Annotated in this window: 16 protein-coding genes; 9 read left to right on the top strand and 7 right to left on the bottom strand. The window is 44.4% G+C overall.

What is annotated here, in order from left to right; genetic code table 11:
* Positions 1-132: 132 nt before the first annotated feature.
* On the bottom strand, positions 133-1,398 hold the full coding sequence (locus tag ACHUFW_RS00370) for a metal-dependent hydrolase family protein (protein WP_394200473.1): 1,266 nt from the start codon (positions 1,396-1,398) through the stop codon (positions 133-135).
* 386 nt (positions 1,399-1,784) lie between these two features.
* Here ACHUFW_RS00370 and ACHUFW_RS00365 point away from each other — a divergent pair, with 386 nt between their 5' ends.
* From ACHUFW_RS00365 to ACHUFW_RS00335, 7 genes are all read left to right on the top strand, one after another.
* Positions 1,785-3,548, top strand: coding sequence for a pepsin-like aspartyl protease (locus ACHUFW_RS00365; RefSeq protein WP_394199900.1), 1,764 nt, complete (start codon positions 1,785-1,787; stop codon positions 3,546-3,548).
* A gap of 52 nt (positions 3,549-3,600) precedes the next feature.
* Positions 3,601-4,149 carry a GNAT family N-acetyltransferase gene (locus tag ACHUFW_RS00360; protein WP_394199899.1) on the top strand — a complete coding sequence of 183 codons (549 nt, stop codon included), beginning with the start codon at positions 3,601-3,603 and terminating at the stop codon, positions 4,147-4,149.
* A 108-nt stretch (positions 4,150-4,257) separates the two neighbouring features.
* The gene (locus ACHUFW_RS00355) at positions 4,258-5,079 is read left to right on the top strand and encodes an SAM-dependent methyltransferase (protein ID WP_394199897.1); all 822 of its coding nucleotides are present in this window, start codon (positions 4,258-4,260) and stop codon (positions 5,077-5,079) included.
* Positions 5,080-5,204: 125 nt separating this feature from the next.
* Positions 5,205-5,495 (top strand): hypothetical protein, encoded by a 291-nt coding sequence (locus ACHUFW_RS00350; protein WP_394199895.1) that lies wholly within the window; start codon positions 5,205-5,207, stop codon positions 5,493-5,495.
* A gap of 151 nt (positions 5,496-5,646) precedes the next feature.
* Complete coding sequence (locus tag ACHUFW_RS00345) at positions 5,647-5,922, top strand: hypothetical protein (protein ID WP_394199893.1); 276 nt, start codon at positions 5,647-5,649, stop codon at positions 5,920-5,922.
* Between the two features lie 560 nt (positions 5,923-6,482).
* Positions 6,483-7,709, top strand: a complete 1,227-nt coding sequence (locus ACHUFW_RS00340; protein WP_394199891.1) for a GGDEF domain-containing protein — start codon at positions 6,483-6,485, stop codon at positions 7,707-7,709.
* A gap of 165 nt (positions 7,710-7,874) precedes the next feature.
* A complete protein-coding gene (locus ACHUFW_RS00335; protein WP_394199889.1) occupies positions 7,875-9,278 on the top strand; it encodes a pepsin-like aspartic protease in 1,404 nt (467 codons plus the stop codon).
* Here ACHUFW_RS00335 and ACHUFW_RS00330 read toward each other — a convergent pair.
* From ACHUFW_RS00330 to ACHUFW_RS00305, 6 genes are all read right to left on the bottom strand, one after another.
* Positions 9,275-10,330 carry an acyl-CoA dehydrogenase family protein gene (locus ACHUFW_RS00330; protein WP_394199887.1) on the bottom strand — a complete coding sequence of 352 codons (1,056 nt, stop codon included), beginning with the start codon at positions 10,328-10,330 and terminating at the stop codon, positions 9,275-9,277. The two genes, ACHUFW_RS00335 and ACHUFW_RS00330, sit on opposite strands and share 4 nt — an antisense overlap.
* A gap of 36 nt (positions 10,331-10,366) precedes the next feature.
* Positions 10,367-12,139: a GGDEF domain-containing protein gene (locus tag ACHUFW_RS00325; RefSeq protein ID WP_394199885.1), complete on the bottom strand. Its 1,773-nt coding sequence runs from the start codon at positions 12,137-12,139 to the stop codon at positions 10,367-10,369.
* Between the two features lie 24 nt (positions 12,140-12,163).
* Entirely contained in the window at positions 12,164-12,430 is a 267-nt protein-coding gene (locus ACHUFW_RS00320) for a hypothetical protein (protein WP_394199883.1), read from the bottom strand.
* A 42-nt stretch (positions 12,431-12,472) separates the two neighbouring features.
* A complete protein-coding gene (locus tag ACHUFW_RS00315; protein ID WP_394199881.1) occupies positions 12,473-12,829 on the bottom strand; it encodes a hypothetical protein in 357 nt (118 codons plus the stop codon).
* 94 nt (positions 12,830-12,923) lie between these two features.
* Entirely contained in the window at positions 12,924-13,715 is a 792-nt protein-coding gene (locus ACHUFW_RS00310) for an SAM-dependent methyltransferase (RefSeq protein WP_394199879.1), read from the bottom strand.
* A 299-nt stretch (positions 13,716-14,014) separates the two neighbouring features.
* Positions 14,015-14,554, bottom strand: a complete 540-nt coding sequence (locus ACHUFW_RS00305; RefSeq protein ID WP_394199878.1) for an NADPH-dependent FMN reductase — start codon at positions 14,552-14,554, stop codon at positions 14,015-14,017.
* Between the two features lie 135 nt (positions 14,555-14,689).
* Between ACHUFW_RS00305 and ACHUFW_RS00300 the strand changes: the two genes are divergently transcribed.
* Positions 14,690-15,589, top strand: a complete 900-nt coding sequence (locus tag ACHUFW_RS00300) for a LysR family transcriptional regulator (protein ID WP_394199876.1) — start codon at positions 14,690-14,692, stop codon at positions 15,587-15,589.
* Between the two features lie 157 nt (positions 15,590-15,746).
* Positions 15,747-17,894, top strand: a complete 2,148-nt coding sequence (locus tag ACHUFW_RS00295; protein ID WP_394199874.1) for a cation:dicarboxylate symporter family transporter — start codon at positions 15,747-15,749, stop codon at positions 17,892-17,894.
* The last annotated feature ends 79 nt before the right edge of the window (positions 17,895-17,973 follow it).

Below are 17,973 nucleotides of genomic sequence, written 5' to 3'. Positions count from 1 at the left end.
ACATTCGCTTGCCGCAGGCATCATGACACTTTCGGATATATCGAAAAATCAGATACAAAAAAGGGTTAGCAATGAATGCCAACCCTTTAAACTAATAAGATAAAACAATCCGATTATTGATTTATCAATCAGTTATTTTTGCTTATAAACCACACCGCCTTTCATAACAAAATCGACGTCGAGTAAGGCTTTAATGTCGTCCAGTGGGCTGATGTCAGTGGCAATAATATCGGCATATTTGCCGGTTTCTAAGGTGCCGAGTTTAGCTGATTTGCCACCTAGTTCTGCAGCGTTAATGGTCGCAGAGACTAAAATATCGCTGTTGCTCATACCCGCTTGATGCATCAATACCGCTTCTTGGGCATTATTACCGTGCTGCGATACACCACTATCGGTACCGTAGGCGATTTTAACACCAGCTTTATACACAGCTTTAAAGTTGGCGGTCATATCAGCGCCAACACGTTTGGCTTTAGCTTTAATAGCGGGAGACATAAAGTCTGAATGGTGGGCCATTTGCACCACGGTATCGCCTGCCAATAGCGTTGGTACGAGGAACGCGCCGTTTTTCTTAAACAGCTTAATGCTCTCTTTGTCGGCATAACTGCCGTGCTCAATACTATCAACGCCGGCGCGAAGTGCAGCATTAATCCCGGCTGTTGCGTGGGCGTGACTTGCTACTTTACGACCTAGGGCATGAGCCGTTGCCACAATTTCGGTAAGCTCGTCATCAGCCATTTGCTGGCCTGTGCCAGTGTCGGTATCAGACAATACCCCACCGGTTGAGGTCACTTTTATCACATCGGCACCAAACTTAATCGCGCGGCGGGTGGCGCTGCGGCAATCATAAGGGCCGTCACAAATGGTTTTTTGGGTATATTTCTCTAGCAAATCTGGACTCATGCCATCCACATCGCCATGGCCGCCAGTAACCGATACCCCACCCGAGGCAATAATACGTGGGCCGGCAATCCAGCCTTTATTCACACCATCGCGCAGCGCATAAATTTGCTCAGGCTTGGCCCCTAAGTCACGCACTGTGGTAAAGCCAGCCATTAAGGTTTTGTTGGCAAAATACACACTTTGCATGGCCACATCCGCATCTGACATACGCAGTTTTTGGCTGTCATTTTTAGGGCCGAGTTCACCTTGAAGGTGCACATGCATGTCCATCAACCCCGGCATCACAAAGCGGTTTTTCAAGTCGATATAGGTAACATCATCACCAAAGCTGCTTGCATCCACATAACCCGACTTTACTTGGCTGATCACGCCATTATCTATCACTAAGGTTTGTTTTTTAGCACTGTCTTTACCCGGTACAGCCAGTAACTCTCCGGCGTGGATAACAGTAATTGGCGCGGCTAATGCAGCGCTGCTGGCGCCTAAGCTAAGCATTAACGCTGCACTTACAGCGGCTAATGGGCGACGACGCCCTTGATTTGATGCGGTATGTTGCTGCTTCATATCTTTCCCTCAATGGTGGCCCCAATATGGGCCTCAGTGGTAGTTAGCAGCAAACGTGCCGCTAGCCACTTTGTTATTTATTATTGTTATTTCAATCTGCTATCGCCTTTAGGCTGTCGCTTGATAACGGCCTTTAACATACAAGTTGCGATAGCGACTTTCCAAGTCATAAATTGTAACAAAAGGGTTAAAAGCAGTTGAAAGCCTCAGTAAAACGGGTTAAAAATATCGGTAAAACAACATGTTGAATATGACTAACTGCTTGAGTTTTCGCCAAGCAAGTCGGTCATAAATTCTCAATTGCAAGGACAGCCCACATGCCAGCTACCGCTAACCAAGCCGCAATTAAGCCTCGCACCTTAAAAATCCCCCTCACCAATGTTTATGCTAAAGGCGGCTATAGCGCCCAGTTAACGATTGGCGCCAATCAAGATACAGTTAACCTTATCCTTGATACTGGCAGTAGCACGTTAGTTATCAGCGGCAGCGACTATAACGAACAGCAAGACAAGGCGTTAAACCCCACCAGTTTTGCACAAGAAGTGCTATACGGCATAGGCGGTTGGGATGGCCCTGTGGTACATACCCGTGTGGGGATTTGTGAAAATGCCATCGACTGGGATTTACACGATGACTACCATGAACACGCACATAATCCTGTGGTACTGGAAAGCTGCCCGGTGGCCGTGGTGTATTGTAATGCCCAAGAAACCACCTTTGCGCAGGCCGATGGCATTTTAGGTTTGGCCTATCATGCATTAAACAAGAGCTATAACCTCAAACCCTACTTTGAGCAGTACAAGATTAATCCTGCGCTCACCCACCCTTGGCCTTTTGATGATGAAATAGCTTTAGATCCAAAAGACTTTACCCCCATTATCAACTCCGATGTCGATACTGAAAACAGCACTGACGGCCAGTGTGATTGCACGCCCGATACAACTAGTCAAACAAAACCTGAAAACCAGCATAAAGCCGATGCAGACAGCAAGCAAAATAGTGCTACAGAGCCGTTTACTAGCCACGACCTACGTAAGTTTAAGCAGTTTTTAAATCAGCAACCCTGTCAAGATGTGGTGCCCTATTTTACCGAGCTGACTCAACATGGATTAACCGCCAACAAGTTTGCCTTTTACTGTCGACGCTCCAGTATTCATGTCAATCAGCAGCTTGCCAACTGCAACAATGCCATTGATACCAGCTCCACCAATACCAACGCTGCTCAGCACGCCGATCACTTTGAGCAGTTGGGGCAAGATCCACTCAATCAAGGTTGGCTGATTTTAGGTGGCGGCGAAGAACATACCGAGCTGTATCAAGGCGATTTTGCCACGATTTCGGTAGTGGAAGATAAATACTACAACGTCAATCTCATCGCCCTGCAAGTAGGCGACAATGAAGAGATAGACTCGCAGCTAACAAATGAGCTAGAAGACCAGTTAGACCAAGCAGACGCAGATAGCCAAGGCGATACTCCCAGCGACTCAGATAATCATTCAGATAATCACTCTGAAAGCCAATTAGACAACCATGCAAATAGCCACTCACACAGTCACACCCATGGGGTGAGTTTTAGCCCCGCAGCTCGGGGGCGCAGTAACGCCATTATTGACACTGGCGCGTCAGCGATTGTGCTAACCCGTTACCTGTTTAATGCCATGGTTGAGCAGCTGCATGCGATTAACCCCAAATTTACCGAGCAAATTGCACCATTTAAAGCAGTGTCACAACAGTTTGTTGGCATGAATATGGACGAGCTAGACCTTAGCGCTTGGCCAACTCTCACCTTTCGCTTTGTCGGCATCGGCGTTGATGACAGCCCACAAGCGGTTGATATCACCGTAGCGCCAAAAGACTATTGGCAGCTCAATACCCCCAGCGCAGGCAAAGCTTGCTTTAAAATTCTGTCGCAGTTTCCTAACTGGCCCAATCAATCGATTCTCGGGCTACCACTGATGAGCAACTACTATGTGGTGTTTGACCGTAGCGCCCACGAAAACGGCGTGATTCGCTTTGCCAAGCAGGCTGTCAAATCTGTGCAATCTGACAACGCTGCTGACAACAGCAAAGCGACTAACTAAGCCACTAATAACTAAAGCCTCTAGTCACACTAGCAAATAGCGAGATTCAAGCATGACAACAGATCCTACACTGCAATTTTCAACCGAGCGCCTCACCATGCGTTTGCTAGATGAGCGTGATAAAGCATTATATTGCTCGCTGTATACCGACCCTGTAGTAATGAAAAAAATTGGTGCAACACTCGCTTATGAGAAAACAGAAAAGTCATTTTCAATCGCCCTGAAGTTACTTAAAAATCGCCCGCAACGACATTATGTGTGGGTGATCATCGATAAACAAAGTGGAGAATCACTTGGGATGCAAAATATTGCTATCGATAAAGATGACTCATCGCAAGCAGAGTTTGGCATTATGCTCACTCCAAAGTGTTATGGCCGTCATATCGCTTATGAATCAATAGGCGCGCTAACCGAGTACGGTCTTCATCACTTAAACCTGCACAAAATGTATTCAAATTTTCGCCCTGACAACACGGCAATTTTAAAGATTGCCCAAAGACTAAATTACCAAATAGATATGCAGAATTTACAGCCAAATACAGGACAAGCAAGTTGCTATATGCTTCAAAGCCAATATAAAGACACATTTATACAACATTAGTATCACGATAGCGTTTCAAATTTTGGCATTAGCTGGTATCTTGCCATTTATATCCGTTTGGTTTTGTAGTCAAATTATTCTAATAAATTAAACAAGATAGGTTTTGAAATGTCTGGAAGTTTAGCCTGCGTCGGTATAGGAATGACACTGGGTGCCCATATCTGCCCATTAGCACGCAGCTATATCGAACAAGCTGATGTGGTGTTTACCGGGGTGTCTAACAGTGTGGTGGAGTTATGGCTCCAAGAAATGCACAGTGATGTGCGCTCGCTGCAAGTGTTTTACGCCGAAGGTAAATCACGCCACATCACCTACCGCGAAATGGTCGGTGCCATGCTAAATGAAGTGCGTGCAGGCAAAAAAGTGGTTGGCGCGTTTTATGGCCACCCAGGTGTGTTTGCCCACGCGCCGCACAAATCCATCGAGATTGCCCAAAGCGAAGGATATCCTGCCGTGATGGTGCCGGGGATCAGCGCAGAAGATTGTTTAATTGCTGATTTAGGCATCGATCCCGGCCGAGTCGGTTGCCAGCAGTTTGAAGCCAGTCAGTTTATGTTTTATCAGCGCCAATATGACCCTTCATGCTATCTAGTACTGTGGCAAATTGGCCTAGCGGGTGACAAAAGCCTGACTAAATTCGCCACCGGTAAGGCCCACCGCCAAGTATTGATTGAGCTGCTGGCACAAACTTATCCGTTAGATCACCAAGTGATTTTATATGAAGCAGCGGTATTGCCCATCGACACCGTGCGTAAGCAAAGATTAACGATTGCAGAGCTGGCCGATGCAGAGATTTTTATGCACACCACTTTAGTAATCCCGCCCAGCGAGAAAATGCGCCCCAATCAGGCAGTACTAGACAGACTAGCGCAGATTGAGCAGCAGCTTGAGCAGCGAGAGTCAGCAGCTGGGTTAGCCTTGGTGAAATAACCATGGGCTTTACAAAATAAGCTAGTAAATGAGCCACAAACCAGTTGGTAAAGAAGTAGCAATAATAACTACATAGCGGCAATGAAATTGCCGCGCAATCAACATAACCTTGAGGGAACAAAATTATGTCATTTAACAAAACAGTGTCAACCATTACACAGCTGTTAGAACAACTCGGGCAGGATGCCAACTTACAAATTGACAGCGCGCAGCGTCAGGCAGCAATTGCCGCAGCCGATATCAGCAATGAGCTTAAACAAGCACTTATCCAAGCCGATAGCTTGGCCGTTAAAAACCAGCTAGATGTCTGCCCCGATGTTTATTGCGTATTCGTAGCCCATGAAGAGGAAGACGATGCGGATGATAGCCGTGATAGCGGCAGCAATAACACCCAAGTGATTGAGAAAGCCGCTTAAACGGCTTGCAGTGCTATAACTTTTTCCTTGAGGCGCAAGCTCTTAAGGCAAAAGCTATAGCCAGCCATTGAGGCAAAAGATTTAGCACAGTACCAGACAACAGCAACAATAAATAACCAACTTTTTTCATAGCAACCAATAAGGAAATACTATGTCATCAGTCATTGAACTACTTGAGCAAATGGGTCAAAACGCGGCGCTACAAAACCAAACTGGCTTTGAGCAAGCCATCAATGATTCAGATCTTAATCCTAACTTAAAGACCTCACTGCTAAATCGTGACGATATCAGGCTAAAGCGTGAACTGGATGTATGTCCCGACGTTGTTTGCGCTATGATTCCTGCTGAAGATGACGAGGCTACAGACTCTGGCAAAGACGAAGATAGCAATGATAGCAAAGATAGCAAAGACACACAGTCGTCTTAAGCTATCAATCTTCCTTTATTATGCTAAGAGTAGCGCTATTAATAATCCTCTTAACTGCCAACTCGAGCTACGCTGGTAGTTTAGAGGATTTCAATGCGGCCTTGGAGCGTGCAGATAAAATAAGGAGCAGTGAGCCGAATGAGTTCAATGAATTAATAACGGAACTCAACCAAAATATATCTTCACTCACCAAAGCACAAGTTGCCTATTTATCATACTTAGAAGCCTACAAAGCCTCTTTCGAGGGAAATTTTAAATTAGCAATATCACTACATAAAGAAGTCATCAGTTTACAAAGTTCTGAATTATTAAATTTCAGATCTACACTATCACTCATAAATATTTACGCCATCTCAAAGAATTGGTCTGCCGGATTAGAGAAAATATCCAGCCTATTGACTTTATTTGAAAATATTGATTCCAGCGAACATAAGCAACACGCAAATCTGGTTATAGCGCTATTTTACAATCAACTTGGCCAATACGAACTAGGTCTTCATTACGCGAACAAACTAAGCTCATTAGTCGATAAAGGGCGGAATGCATGTTTAGCAAAACAATTGGCAATAGAAGCTAAATTAAAGCTCAACCAACTTGATGAAAAAAGCGAACAGATAGCTGAAGCGATAAAAACTTGCCAGCAGAGTAACGAGCATCTAATGGTCACTATTGTTGCAGGCTACACTGCAACTAAATTAATAGAAACTAGAAAAATTCCTGATGCTTTAGAACTGCTGCACACTCATCTAGAAACTGTGCTTAAAATTAACTACCCACCAGTAACCTCTCGATATTATTCGCTTTTATCTCAAGCTTATTTTCTCAATAATGAAAGTACAAAAGCAGACTCTTATGCACACTTATCTTTAGAAATGTCAGTATCATTAGGAAACAATGAATCAACTTTAGAAGCCTATTACATCCTGTTCCAAATCGCCGAAGCCCGCGGCGATCATCAACTGGCGCTGGATTACCATAAAAAGTATGCTGCGGCAGATAAAGCCTATTTAGATGATGTAAAAACCAAACATTTAGCCTTCCAGTTGGCGCAGCACCAAGCCACCGAGCAAAAAAACCAGATAGATTTGCTGGATAAACAAAACAAGTTACTGCGAGTGGAGCAACAGCTAGCCACCACTGAGGCGGAAAATAATCGCTTATTTATTTCGCTACTGATCTCAATTATTACCTTACTGGGATTTTGGGCCTACAAGTCATGGAAAACCCAGCAACGACTTAAACAGCTTGCCGAATATGATGCGCTGACTAAAGTGTATAACCGTGGTCACTTTACCCAGCTCGCAGAAGACGCACTGAAATACTGTGCCAGCTCCGATATCCAACTTAGCTGTATCTTGTTTGATTTAGACCGCTTTAAGCAGATCAACGATAACTACGGTCATGGCTGTGGTGACTGGGTGTTAAAACAGGTCGCACAAGTGTGCCAAGCTCAAGGGCGTAAAAACGATATTTTCGCCCGCTTAGGCGGTGAAGAGTTCTGCATGATATTGCCAAGCTGCGATATCCAAACCGCACTCAAATTAGCTGAAAGCTGCCGTGTAGCCATAAGCCAAATTAACACCGCAGACTCAGGTTACGATTTTTGTATTACCGCAAGCTTAGGGGTTACCGATGCTAACTTATCGGGCTACAGCCTCGATAAACTGACCGCTGATGCAGATACCGCGATGTATCAGTCTAAACGCAATGGCCGTAACCGAGTGACGGTATTTAGCCCGCAAGGCGAGCAAATGAGTTTAGATGCACTAAGCTCAGCGCACCTTTAACATCAGACTGCTAATACAAACCGCACTAAAAGACACTTTACTAAAGGCGTTAGCAAAGCTTGTAACACAAAGCTTTAAATAAAGAGCCTTTTAATAAAGAGGCTTTTAATAAAGCGCGCTTAGTTCAAAGTGCCTTGCTAACAGCAAGCAAGCCAAGGAGCAATAATGGATAGCGCTAAAAATTCGCAACCGCAGCATCAAATCAGCAGTATTAAACTGCCGTTGAGTAATGTGTATGCCAAGGGCGATTTTTGTGCTCAATTGCGTATTGGCAGCCAACATACCCCGGTCAATTTAATCTTAGACACAGGCAGTAGTACTTTGGCTGTGGACGTGGGTAAATATCAACCCGATGAAGACACACTATTAACTGCCACCAGCTATGCACAAGAAGTCAATTATGGAGTCGGTGGTTGGGATGGCCCAGTGGTACTCACCCAAATAGGCATAGGTAGCGATACTAATGCTGAGAAAAGTGCTGACGCTAGCGTAGGCAACAGGGCAGAAACAAGCGCGATAACTTTACCCCAGTGCCACGTTGCCTTGGTGGCCAATAAACAGCAGCAAACTAGCTTTTTTGATGCCGATGGTATTTTAGGATTAGGCTATCACCATCTCAACAAGGGCTATGATTTAAGTCGCTATTTCAACCAGCAAAACATCACACCGGCGCTCACCTACCCGTGGCCGTTTAATTGCTCGTCAAACACAACGCCTGACTCAAAGCAAAATGCAGCAGAAAAACAGCCTGATAGCGATAATCTACCAAGCTTTAAGCATTTCTTATGGCAACAGCCCGAACAGGATATTGTTCCTTATTTTACTGAGCTTACCCAGCATGGGTTAGTGAGCAACAAATTTGGTTTTTACTGCCAACGCTCTAGCATTCATGTTGATAGTCCCAACGATTCGTCAAGCCTCAAGCAATTAGCAGCCGATCCCCTCAATCAAGGTTGGCTAATTTTAGGTGAGGCTGAACAGCATACCGAACTTTACCAAGGGCAATTTAAACAGCTTAAGGTACTGCATGATGTGTACTACAACGTCAACCTGGTATCGATGCAGGTGGGAGCGGGCTCAGCTATAGCTGCTGCGCCACTGCAAACGCAGTACCTTAACAGTGCATTTAGTAATGCCATTATCGATACCGGGGCCAGTTGTATAGCGATTACTGATGCCCTTTACCAAGCTTTGCGGCAACAAATCGCTAGCTGTAATGCGAAGTTGTTGCCATTAATTGATGCCTTTAAAGACTTTTCCGCCCAAGATACCGGCATTGACATGCAGCAACTAGATTTAGCCGCCTGGCCAGACATCACTTTTCACTTTAGCGGCGCACAATCCGCTGACGCGAATCAAACTGACACCGTAGGCATCACGATAACAGCACAAGATTATTGGCAGCTTAATACCCCAAAACACGGTAAGGCCTGTTTTAAAATTATCGGTCAATTAGCCGACTGGCCCAATCAATCCATCATGGGGTTACCGCTGATGACCAGCTATTATCTGGTATTTGATAGAGCACAAGCGCAACTGGGTGTGGTTAAGTTTGCACAACAAACTTAACCATTGAACTGCGGCATAAACTCCCTAATGGCACTTTTCTCAGCGACTGGATGAAAACTGAGCATCATTAAGGTATTCATTAGATGGGCAAAGTCTTTATCTGTAACTAAAGCTGTGGCACTCATATGTTTGTGCACATTGCTCACTAACACTTCAATATCACGCTGTAAATGATAACGACAAGACTGCACAAACTGCCGTGCGCCTTCGTCGGTATCAGTATTAAATGACTGCTGAGCTATGACATCACACATCGTAGCACTGAACATTTGCACCCGTGCCATCGCCGCTCTAAGTTCGTAATAGGGCTTGAATGTCGCCGAAATCTTATCAATCAAGCGTTGCGCAATCCCTAAATAACATTGGATTGTCATGTATTGAAATGTCCCCAATGCCAGTGACATTACCGGTATCACTTCACTGCCCTCATCGGCAACTTGATCAGCACTTAGCATGACATTATCAAACTGTACAGCCTGCGTGTCTGCAGCATTAAATACCTCACTATCCCACAAACTGGCATCGACCTTCACTTTATCGTTGCGCGGGATGATCACCATTGCCGCTTCTTGCGAGCTTGCTTCGCGAGACATACAGGCAAAGTAATCCGCAATATGGCTTAATGAAGCGGGCTTTTTAATGCCGTTTAGGTGAAATTGCGTAGCCGACATTCGTTGATGCAATAAGGGCGCAAAACCTTGCTGTTTCTGCACAGCTCCTTCCGCAGAAAGCGACGCCAATAGCGATTCATGCTTAGCAATATCTTCAAGCATAATTTGGCTATACGGGATAAACTTGGGGTAGCGGGCAAATGCCAACACAACATGCATATGCATAACAGCCACTAAGCCCGCAGACGGCCAATGATAGGCGATGTCGGCAATTTTTCGGCACTGCGCCTTATAGGCATCAATATCGTTGGCAGAATCACTACGTAAGCCAATTGATGGGATTTTCTGCGCTTGTAATGCTTGTTTAAGTTGCGCTGGAGACAGTTGATCTAAGTCGTAAATACTATCGATATTCAGCTGTTGCTGTAACTGTTGAAACATGGGTAACCTCTTAGCATCCTAGCGGGCAACAAACCACTACCCTCGGGTATGGGTGGTAATGTCCTTTTCATTCTCAGGTTCGGTTCGCATCTGCAGTGAAAACTCACTCACCTGATTGCGACTAGCCCCTTTCGCTGAGTACAACGCGGTATCGGCGTCACAAAGCAATTTAGTTAAATTAAAGCCTGATAGCTGTGCGTCAGTCACGCCAAAACTCGCTGTTACTTGGAAAGGCTCGCCAGATTCCGACACAAAAGCAATACGCGCTAATTGCTCTCGGCAACGCTCAGCAAACACTGCCGCCTGATGTTGGCTGCAATCGGGTAAAACTAACGCAAATTCTTCGCCGCCGAGACGCCCAAAAACATCGCTTTTTCGCGTTAATTGTTTTAACTCAGACGCAGCTTTAACCAATACTTTATCGCCAATACTATGGCCATAACGGTCATTAATCTGTTTAAAGTAATCGAGATCTAGCATGATCACGCTTATGGGCTGCTGCTTCCTTGCTGCCAGTTGCAAGGCTTGCTCCCCTAAAAAGGTAAAGTGACGGCGGTTAAACACTTTGGTTAAATAATCAAACTGTGACAGCCGCTTCAGTTCTTTTTGCACCATTTTAGTTCGATAAGCCCACACAGAAATGAACAATATCAACAAAAGCATCACAGTAATAATTAAACGATTATTCTCTTGTGCTTGAATATCGACTTTTTGCTCAAGTTTAAGCAGTTGGTTTTGCTGAGCTAACGCTTCAATGCGACGATTCTTTTCAATCACTTCTGCTTCTGCCATTTTCACCGCAAGTGCTTTAGCTTGTACTTCATCTAAATAGGCTTTATCAGCCTCTGCGTATTTCTCGGCATAAAACAACGCTTGTTCAAAATTGCCTTTTTGTTTTTCGATTTGATAAAGCAGCTGGTAAGTTAACGTTTGTGGTAGTGAGAATTTGTTACCCCTCCCCACTTGATTTGCCTGACTTGCAAACTCAAGCGCTAGACTTTTTTCACCTAACTCCCAATGTATCTTCGCTAACAAATAGTAATACTCTTGAATCACTAGACTAAACTGACTCGAATCAGCAGTTTGTAAGTTCTTTAGCCCCTCTAACTTTGCTTGTCTCAAGTGTCCAGTATCTAATAAAAACCTTAACAAATCTAATCTAACTAAAGTTTCAAAAAGAGGCTCACGAGAGTTATTACACAAAGAAATTACATCTTCAAAATCTTGTCTTTTAAAATCTAATGTAGATACTTTATACCGAGCCCTAACTCTCATAGTGTGATATTTACACTTCAAACTACTTTTTGCATTTAAGTCTGGTTCCAAGTATTGAAGAACTTTTTCATAAGTTTCTAATTCATAAAAAAGGACCATACTTGCTAACATAACAGAATACTTGACACTTGCATCTGTAACAGATGCATATAGAGGCATAACTTCATTATGCATGGAAATGGCTTTTATAAAATCCCTTTCAACAGCATACAAATTAAATATAGAATAACCAGCTTTAACCTTTAAACTAATATCTGCTACACCATAAAACACCTCTTCATAAAGGTTGATTGCGGATTTAACATCCCCTTTTATTGCAAATTGATAAGCTCTATAATACTTATACTTATAAGACTGAAGTGGCGTAAACTCACGCTGTAGCTTATCGAGCTTATTTAAAACATCTTTGTAGGTACTAGGATCTGAACTCCTATTTAATTCAGCTTCATCCAAAAGTATGTCCACTTTCTCTAAAGAGTGTGCGGACATAGAAATCAGAGATAATAAAAAAATAAAACTAGTTAATTTTAACATCCCTTTTTATAGTATTAGCTCTATTTAACCTAATTTTTTTAATATCAATTTAGAGCTATTTTCTTTATCATCTTCTGACTCATCATTCTCCTCTGGTTCATCGTCTTTAGCTGGCATCAATGCACAGACAATTTTATTGCGCACACCAAGCAACTCGTTTAACTGCTGGTTATCCTTATTTTGCAATGCTACTGCTAGTTCATTATCTAGTTCCGCAGTTTCAACAGGTGTCACCTCACCAAAGTTTGCAGTAACGCCAATAGACTCAATTAAATCAATTACCTTTGTCATTTCTTATCCTTATTTTTATTTGAAAAGTCTTACTTAACCCATTTAAGCACTTTTTAACAATTCATCATCGCGCTCATCAGCAAATTCATCTTGCTGCTCACCCGGCGTAGCCAATGCACAATATATCTTGCCACGCCCGCCTAAAAGCTCATTGAGCTTGTGGCTATCTCTAGCTTCCAGCGCCTCAACAACTTCGCTATGTAAATCCGCGGATAACGGCGTATTGCAGCCTTCACCAAAATTTGCTGTACTGCCCATCGACTCGATTAAATCAATCACGTTTGTCATTTTCATTTCCTTTTTATTGTCATAAATCTTCCGTTGACGCACCGCATAGAAACACAAGGTCATTTTCTGCTTTACTTGGGTAATCTTCATCGGCTTAACCCAATTGAGCATTAACACTCCATAGCGCAACATGTCGCTGTGCTGGACTGAGCAAATAACGCGTTTTGAACCGCAAACCCAACAACAAACTGTTAACAACTTTATCCTATCTTTGCCCTTGGTCCAACCGTTTTAATTCAGAAATTAACGCTTCGTTGCTGACTAACGGCTTTGATGGTGGGATCACTAAGGTTGTATGCAAGTGAATGATGGCATTGGTTAAATCTTCTAAGGCTAGCTGTTCAATGCGCGGCGTGTTAATGGGTAAAGTTTTGGCTTCATACAAGATCACCTGATGATCTGCTGGGTAGTGTTCGAGTAGCAGTCGCACCAAAATGGCACGGTAGTCTGACTCAGTGGAAAACTTTGCCAAGGTTAAGTCGCCCGCAATGCCCGGTTGCCATAAAATAAGATAAGCGGATGGATCAATATTGCGCCGATAAAACATAAACTGACTCGCTTCATATTGCTGACAGCCCACGCGGCCAGGATCGATGCCCAAATCAGCAATAAGGCAATCTTCAGCACTGATCCCCGGTTCCATATGAGCAAAGTAGCCTTCACTTTTGGCCAGTGCTACCGCTTTATGGGGCACCATAGCAAATACACCGGGATGACCATAAAATGCGCCAACAACATTTTTACCCGCACGCACTTCAGTCATCATGGCGTCGAGCATATTTTGGTAGGATACGAGTCGCGATACACCTTCTTCATAGTAGGGCTGTAAGCTACGGACATCTGGATTCATCGCTTCGATCCATTGCTCAACAATACCGTCAGACATCAGCGAAAACACCACATCGGCTTTTTCAATGTAATCCCGACTAAGTGGGGTTAAATGCGACCCCATGGTCATCCCGACGCCAACACATATGATACTTCCCTGACGCTGCATAGCTTCTCCATAGGATAGTAAAAGAATTCATTAACGCTAGCATAACCAGTTAACACTAAGTTAACAAAAGGTTTTTTGAGAAATAGCTGTTTGTTTATCTAAGCAAACTTTTGACTTTAAAATTCGCAAATAACGGTAGAATAGAGCGCAATGACCAAGATAAAGCAAACAAAAAAACCGCCCTACAATTGGACGGTCTTATTATTGGTTAAGCAAGATAAGCCCTTTAACCCAAACTATAAGCTCAAGCGTTTAGCTAAAACAGCTTAACCCTCGGCTAGCCTAGATGAATCACCAAGTTATTGAGCCAGCGTCGCCACGGCCGATTGCAACTTGTCTAGCAGTTCTGGGTTAGTAAGTTGCTGGTTTTGCATGTCGAAGTTGTCAAAGAAGCTTGGAATAGACAGGCTGGCTTTTACATCGGCTGCAAAATATGGCGCGCTGGTTGTGGCCGCAGTCAACACGGTATTAGCTCCACCTGGGCCTGGGGATGTCGCTAACATCACCATTGGCGTGTTTTGGAACACTTTCATGTCGATACGTGATGTCCAGTCAAACAGGTTTTTGTAGGCGGCGGTGTATGAGCCGTTATGCTCAGCAAACGAGATGATAATGGCATCAGCTTCGGCAATTTTGGCAAAGAAGCGTTGCGCTTGCTCTGGCTGACCTAACTCCGCTTCGCGGTCTTGGCTAAAGATTGGCATTTCGTAATCATTGATATCCAATACTTCAACAACCACTCCCTCTTGACCTGCTGCGACCAATGAGGCGGCATAGGTGGCAAGTTGCTTGTTGATTGACTGACGGCTGCTGCTGGCGGCAAAGGCTAATAGTTTCATGGTTATTCCCTCAATATGGTTGATTCGCAAAACAGCAAAATAAGCGTGATTGGCTGAGCTGTTATTCATTACCGATAAGTGTATATTAGACTTTAAAAGTAATTAATAACCTGAAAAGATAATCACTATTTCCATATGACTAATAATAATCTGTTTGAAGGTATCGTGATCTTTACCGAAGTGGTCAACCAAGGTGGCTTTAGCGCGGCCGCAGAGACACTTGGGCACTCCACTTCTTTTGTCAGCAAGTCAATCAACAAACTGGAGGCACGCTTAGGTGTGAGGTTACTGAACCGCACAACGCGGTCTATTGGCTTAACCCCAGAAGGCCAAGCCTATTATGAACGCTGCGTGAATTTAGTCAGCGACGCTGAACAAGCTGAGCAGTTACTTACGCCGCAGCACGCCGCACCCAGTGGCCGTTTAAAAATCAGCAGTCCAGTGGGGTTTGGCCGCAGCCATTTACAAGCCATTATTTCTGAATACCTGCATTTGTACCCCAATGTCAGCTTAGAGCTAGACTTAAATGATAAACGCATTGATGTGATTGCCGATGGTTATGACTTAGCGATTCGCGCCTCAGGCCAGCTTGAAGAGTCGAGCCTTATTTGCCGGAAAATCTACCAATGTGATGCACTGACCGTGGCATCAAAAGTCTATTTGCAGCGCAAAGGTATGCCCCACCACCCTATGGAGTTGGCCCATCATGACTGTATTAGCTACAGCAATTTAAAAATGCCTAACCGTTGGCAGTATATTGATGCCAAGGGTGAGCCATTTAATGTGGACGTGCGTGGCCGTATTTTATGTGACAGTGGTGACTTTGAACTGAGTTTAGTGCGCGATCACCACGGTATATGCCGATTACCAGGTTTCTATTTAGATGAGGTACTCAAAAGCGATGAGCTGACGGTATTATTTGACCATCTACCTAAAGCCCAAATTGAGGTGTTTGCCATCTACCCCAGCCGCAAACACCTATCACCCAAAGTCCGCGCCTTTATTGATTTAGCCGCAGCGCGATTGGCGCAGTGAAATGCCGAGGAACCTTTAAAAACATAACAACAATAACATTTTACTATCAATTTTTATCACGCTTTGCGCTACAATCTACTGAAGCTATTGGTCTAACGCCCATGTGTTGGCGCAACTTCGATATGGAAGTAATGAAGTGATAAAAAGAATTCTAACAATGCCAAGCTCTAGCTTGATGATCGTTGCCATGTTTGTTGGTTTTGCGGTGGGGATCTTTTTTGGTGAGATGGTGGGCTGGTTAAGCACCATTGGCACCAGTGTGATTTTGTTAATGCAAATGACCGTACTGCCCTATATTGTGGTGTCGCTGGTTGGCGGTATTGGTAAGTTACAAAAATCCACCGCGGTGATGATTTTTAGCCGCGCCGGTTTGATTATGGCGCTGCTGTGGTTGCTCGCCTTGGTACTTATCGCCTTAGTGCCGTTGTCATTTCCGTTTGTTGAATCGGCATCATTTTTCAGTACCAGTAGCATTGAAGCGGTAGAGGCAATTAACTACTTCAAGCTGTATATCCCCTCTAACCCCTTTGAGTCGATGGCCGCCGGTTATGTCCCTGCAATCGTGGTGTTTAGTATTGCTATGGGACTGGCATTGATAGGCATGGAAGGTGAGCCAAAGCTGCAAATTCTATCTTTCATGCACACCACATCGGAAATTTTCTCTCGCATTACTCAAGGCTTAGTGAAAGTACTGCCTGTGGGCATTTTTGCCATGTCAGCTTCTGCCGCTGGCACCATGGGCGTAGAAGAGTTTGCCAGTATGCAGGTGTATCTCATCACCTACTTTGTGCTGTGTTTATTGCTCACCTTTTGGGTGCTGCCATGGATTGTGGCTTCGCTCACGCCCATTACCTATAAGCAAGCGGTGAATATTACCCGTTCAACCTTAGTGACCGCGTTTGCCACCGGCAATATCTTTATTGTTATTCCAGTGATTATTGAAGAGTGTAAGCAGATCATGCGTGAGCATGACAAGCTCAGTGATAACGGCGAAACCTTAATTGAAATCTTAATCCCCATTGCCTTTACCTTCCCTAACATAGGTAAGTTAACGGTGATTTTGTTTGTGCTATTTGCTGGCTGGTTTAACGGTACCCCTGTTGAGATGAGCGCCATTCCATCATTGTCGATCAGTGGTTTGTTGTCGCTGTTTGGTAGTGTCTATGTGGCGATTCCATTTATGTTGGACTTGGTGCATCTGCCATCTGATCTGTTCCAGCTGTTTGTGATGTCAGGCTTTATTACCGGTAAATTTAACTCCATTGCTGCGGTGATGAACCTGTTTGTGCTGACTTTGCTTACCGTGTGCCTGTTTGAAGGCTGCCTACGCTTAAAGCCGCCTCAGCTGATTAAGATGACAGTGGGCATTAGTGTCAGCGTCGTCGCTACCTTGCTGGTGTGCCGCATCGGCATGGGCATGTTTATCCATAGTCCCGAAGTCACCAGCGGCGTGATAGCCAATATGCAAGTCGCCGATAAGGTGCCGACTAAGGTCAAACGCCAATTTCCCGTTGTGGGTGAAACTCCCACCTCGCCTATTGCTAATGTCAGGCAGATCCGCGAACGTGGTGTGCTGCGAGTGGGTTATATCCCCAGTAACGTGCCGTTTAGTTATTACAATAATGGCGCGCAACTAGTGGGCTTTGATAGTGCCATGGCCACAAAACTTGCTGAAGATTTGGGCGTGGATATTGAGTTTATTCCGTTTAGGAAAAAACAGTTGGCCGCCTCGTTAGATGCTGGCTTTTTTGACATTGCCATGTCTGGGCTGGCAATGGATATCGAGCAGATGGACAAACTCAGCTATGCCGACCCAGTATTAGAGCTTACCTTAGCCATCGCCACCCGTGATCACATGGTGAATAAGTTTAAAGATGCTGAGTCAATTAAAGCGTTAGAAAACATCACTGTCACTTATGTAGAGCACAGTGACATAGTGGCAGATGCTAAGCATCAATTCCCTAACATCAAATTTGTCAAAATTGATGGTTATAAGGACTTTTTCCGCCAGAAAAAGCACAAATACGATGCGCTAATTATTAGTGCGCAGGCAGGCTCAGCTTGGACCTTGTTCTTCCCCGGCTACGGTATTGCTATCCCCAGCAACAAAAACCGCTACCCTGTCGCCTATGCAGTAGCACAGAGTAATCAGTCGTTGCTCAATTACGTCAATAATTGGCAGAAGCTACGTAAAGTGGATGGCCATCAAGACCGTTTTTATGAGTACTGGATGCTAGGTAAAGGGGCCAGTAAAGAGCAACCTCGTTGGTCGGTGATTCGTGATGTGCTAGGTTGGATTGATTAGCGCTAACCTAGCAGAGCAAAAGGCACCCAAGTGGTGCCTTTTATCTATACCCTAACGTCTGGACCTAAAGCACTGGCCT

This window comes from Shewanella waksmanii, from assembly GCF_043643685.1.
Lineage (GTDB): Bacteria > Pseudomonadota > Gammaproteobacteria > Enterobacterales > Shewanellaceae > Shewanella > Shewanella waksmanii_A.
Note: the sequence above shows the minus strand (reverse complement) of the source record. Positions and strands in the feature narration are given on the sequence as shown.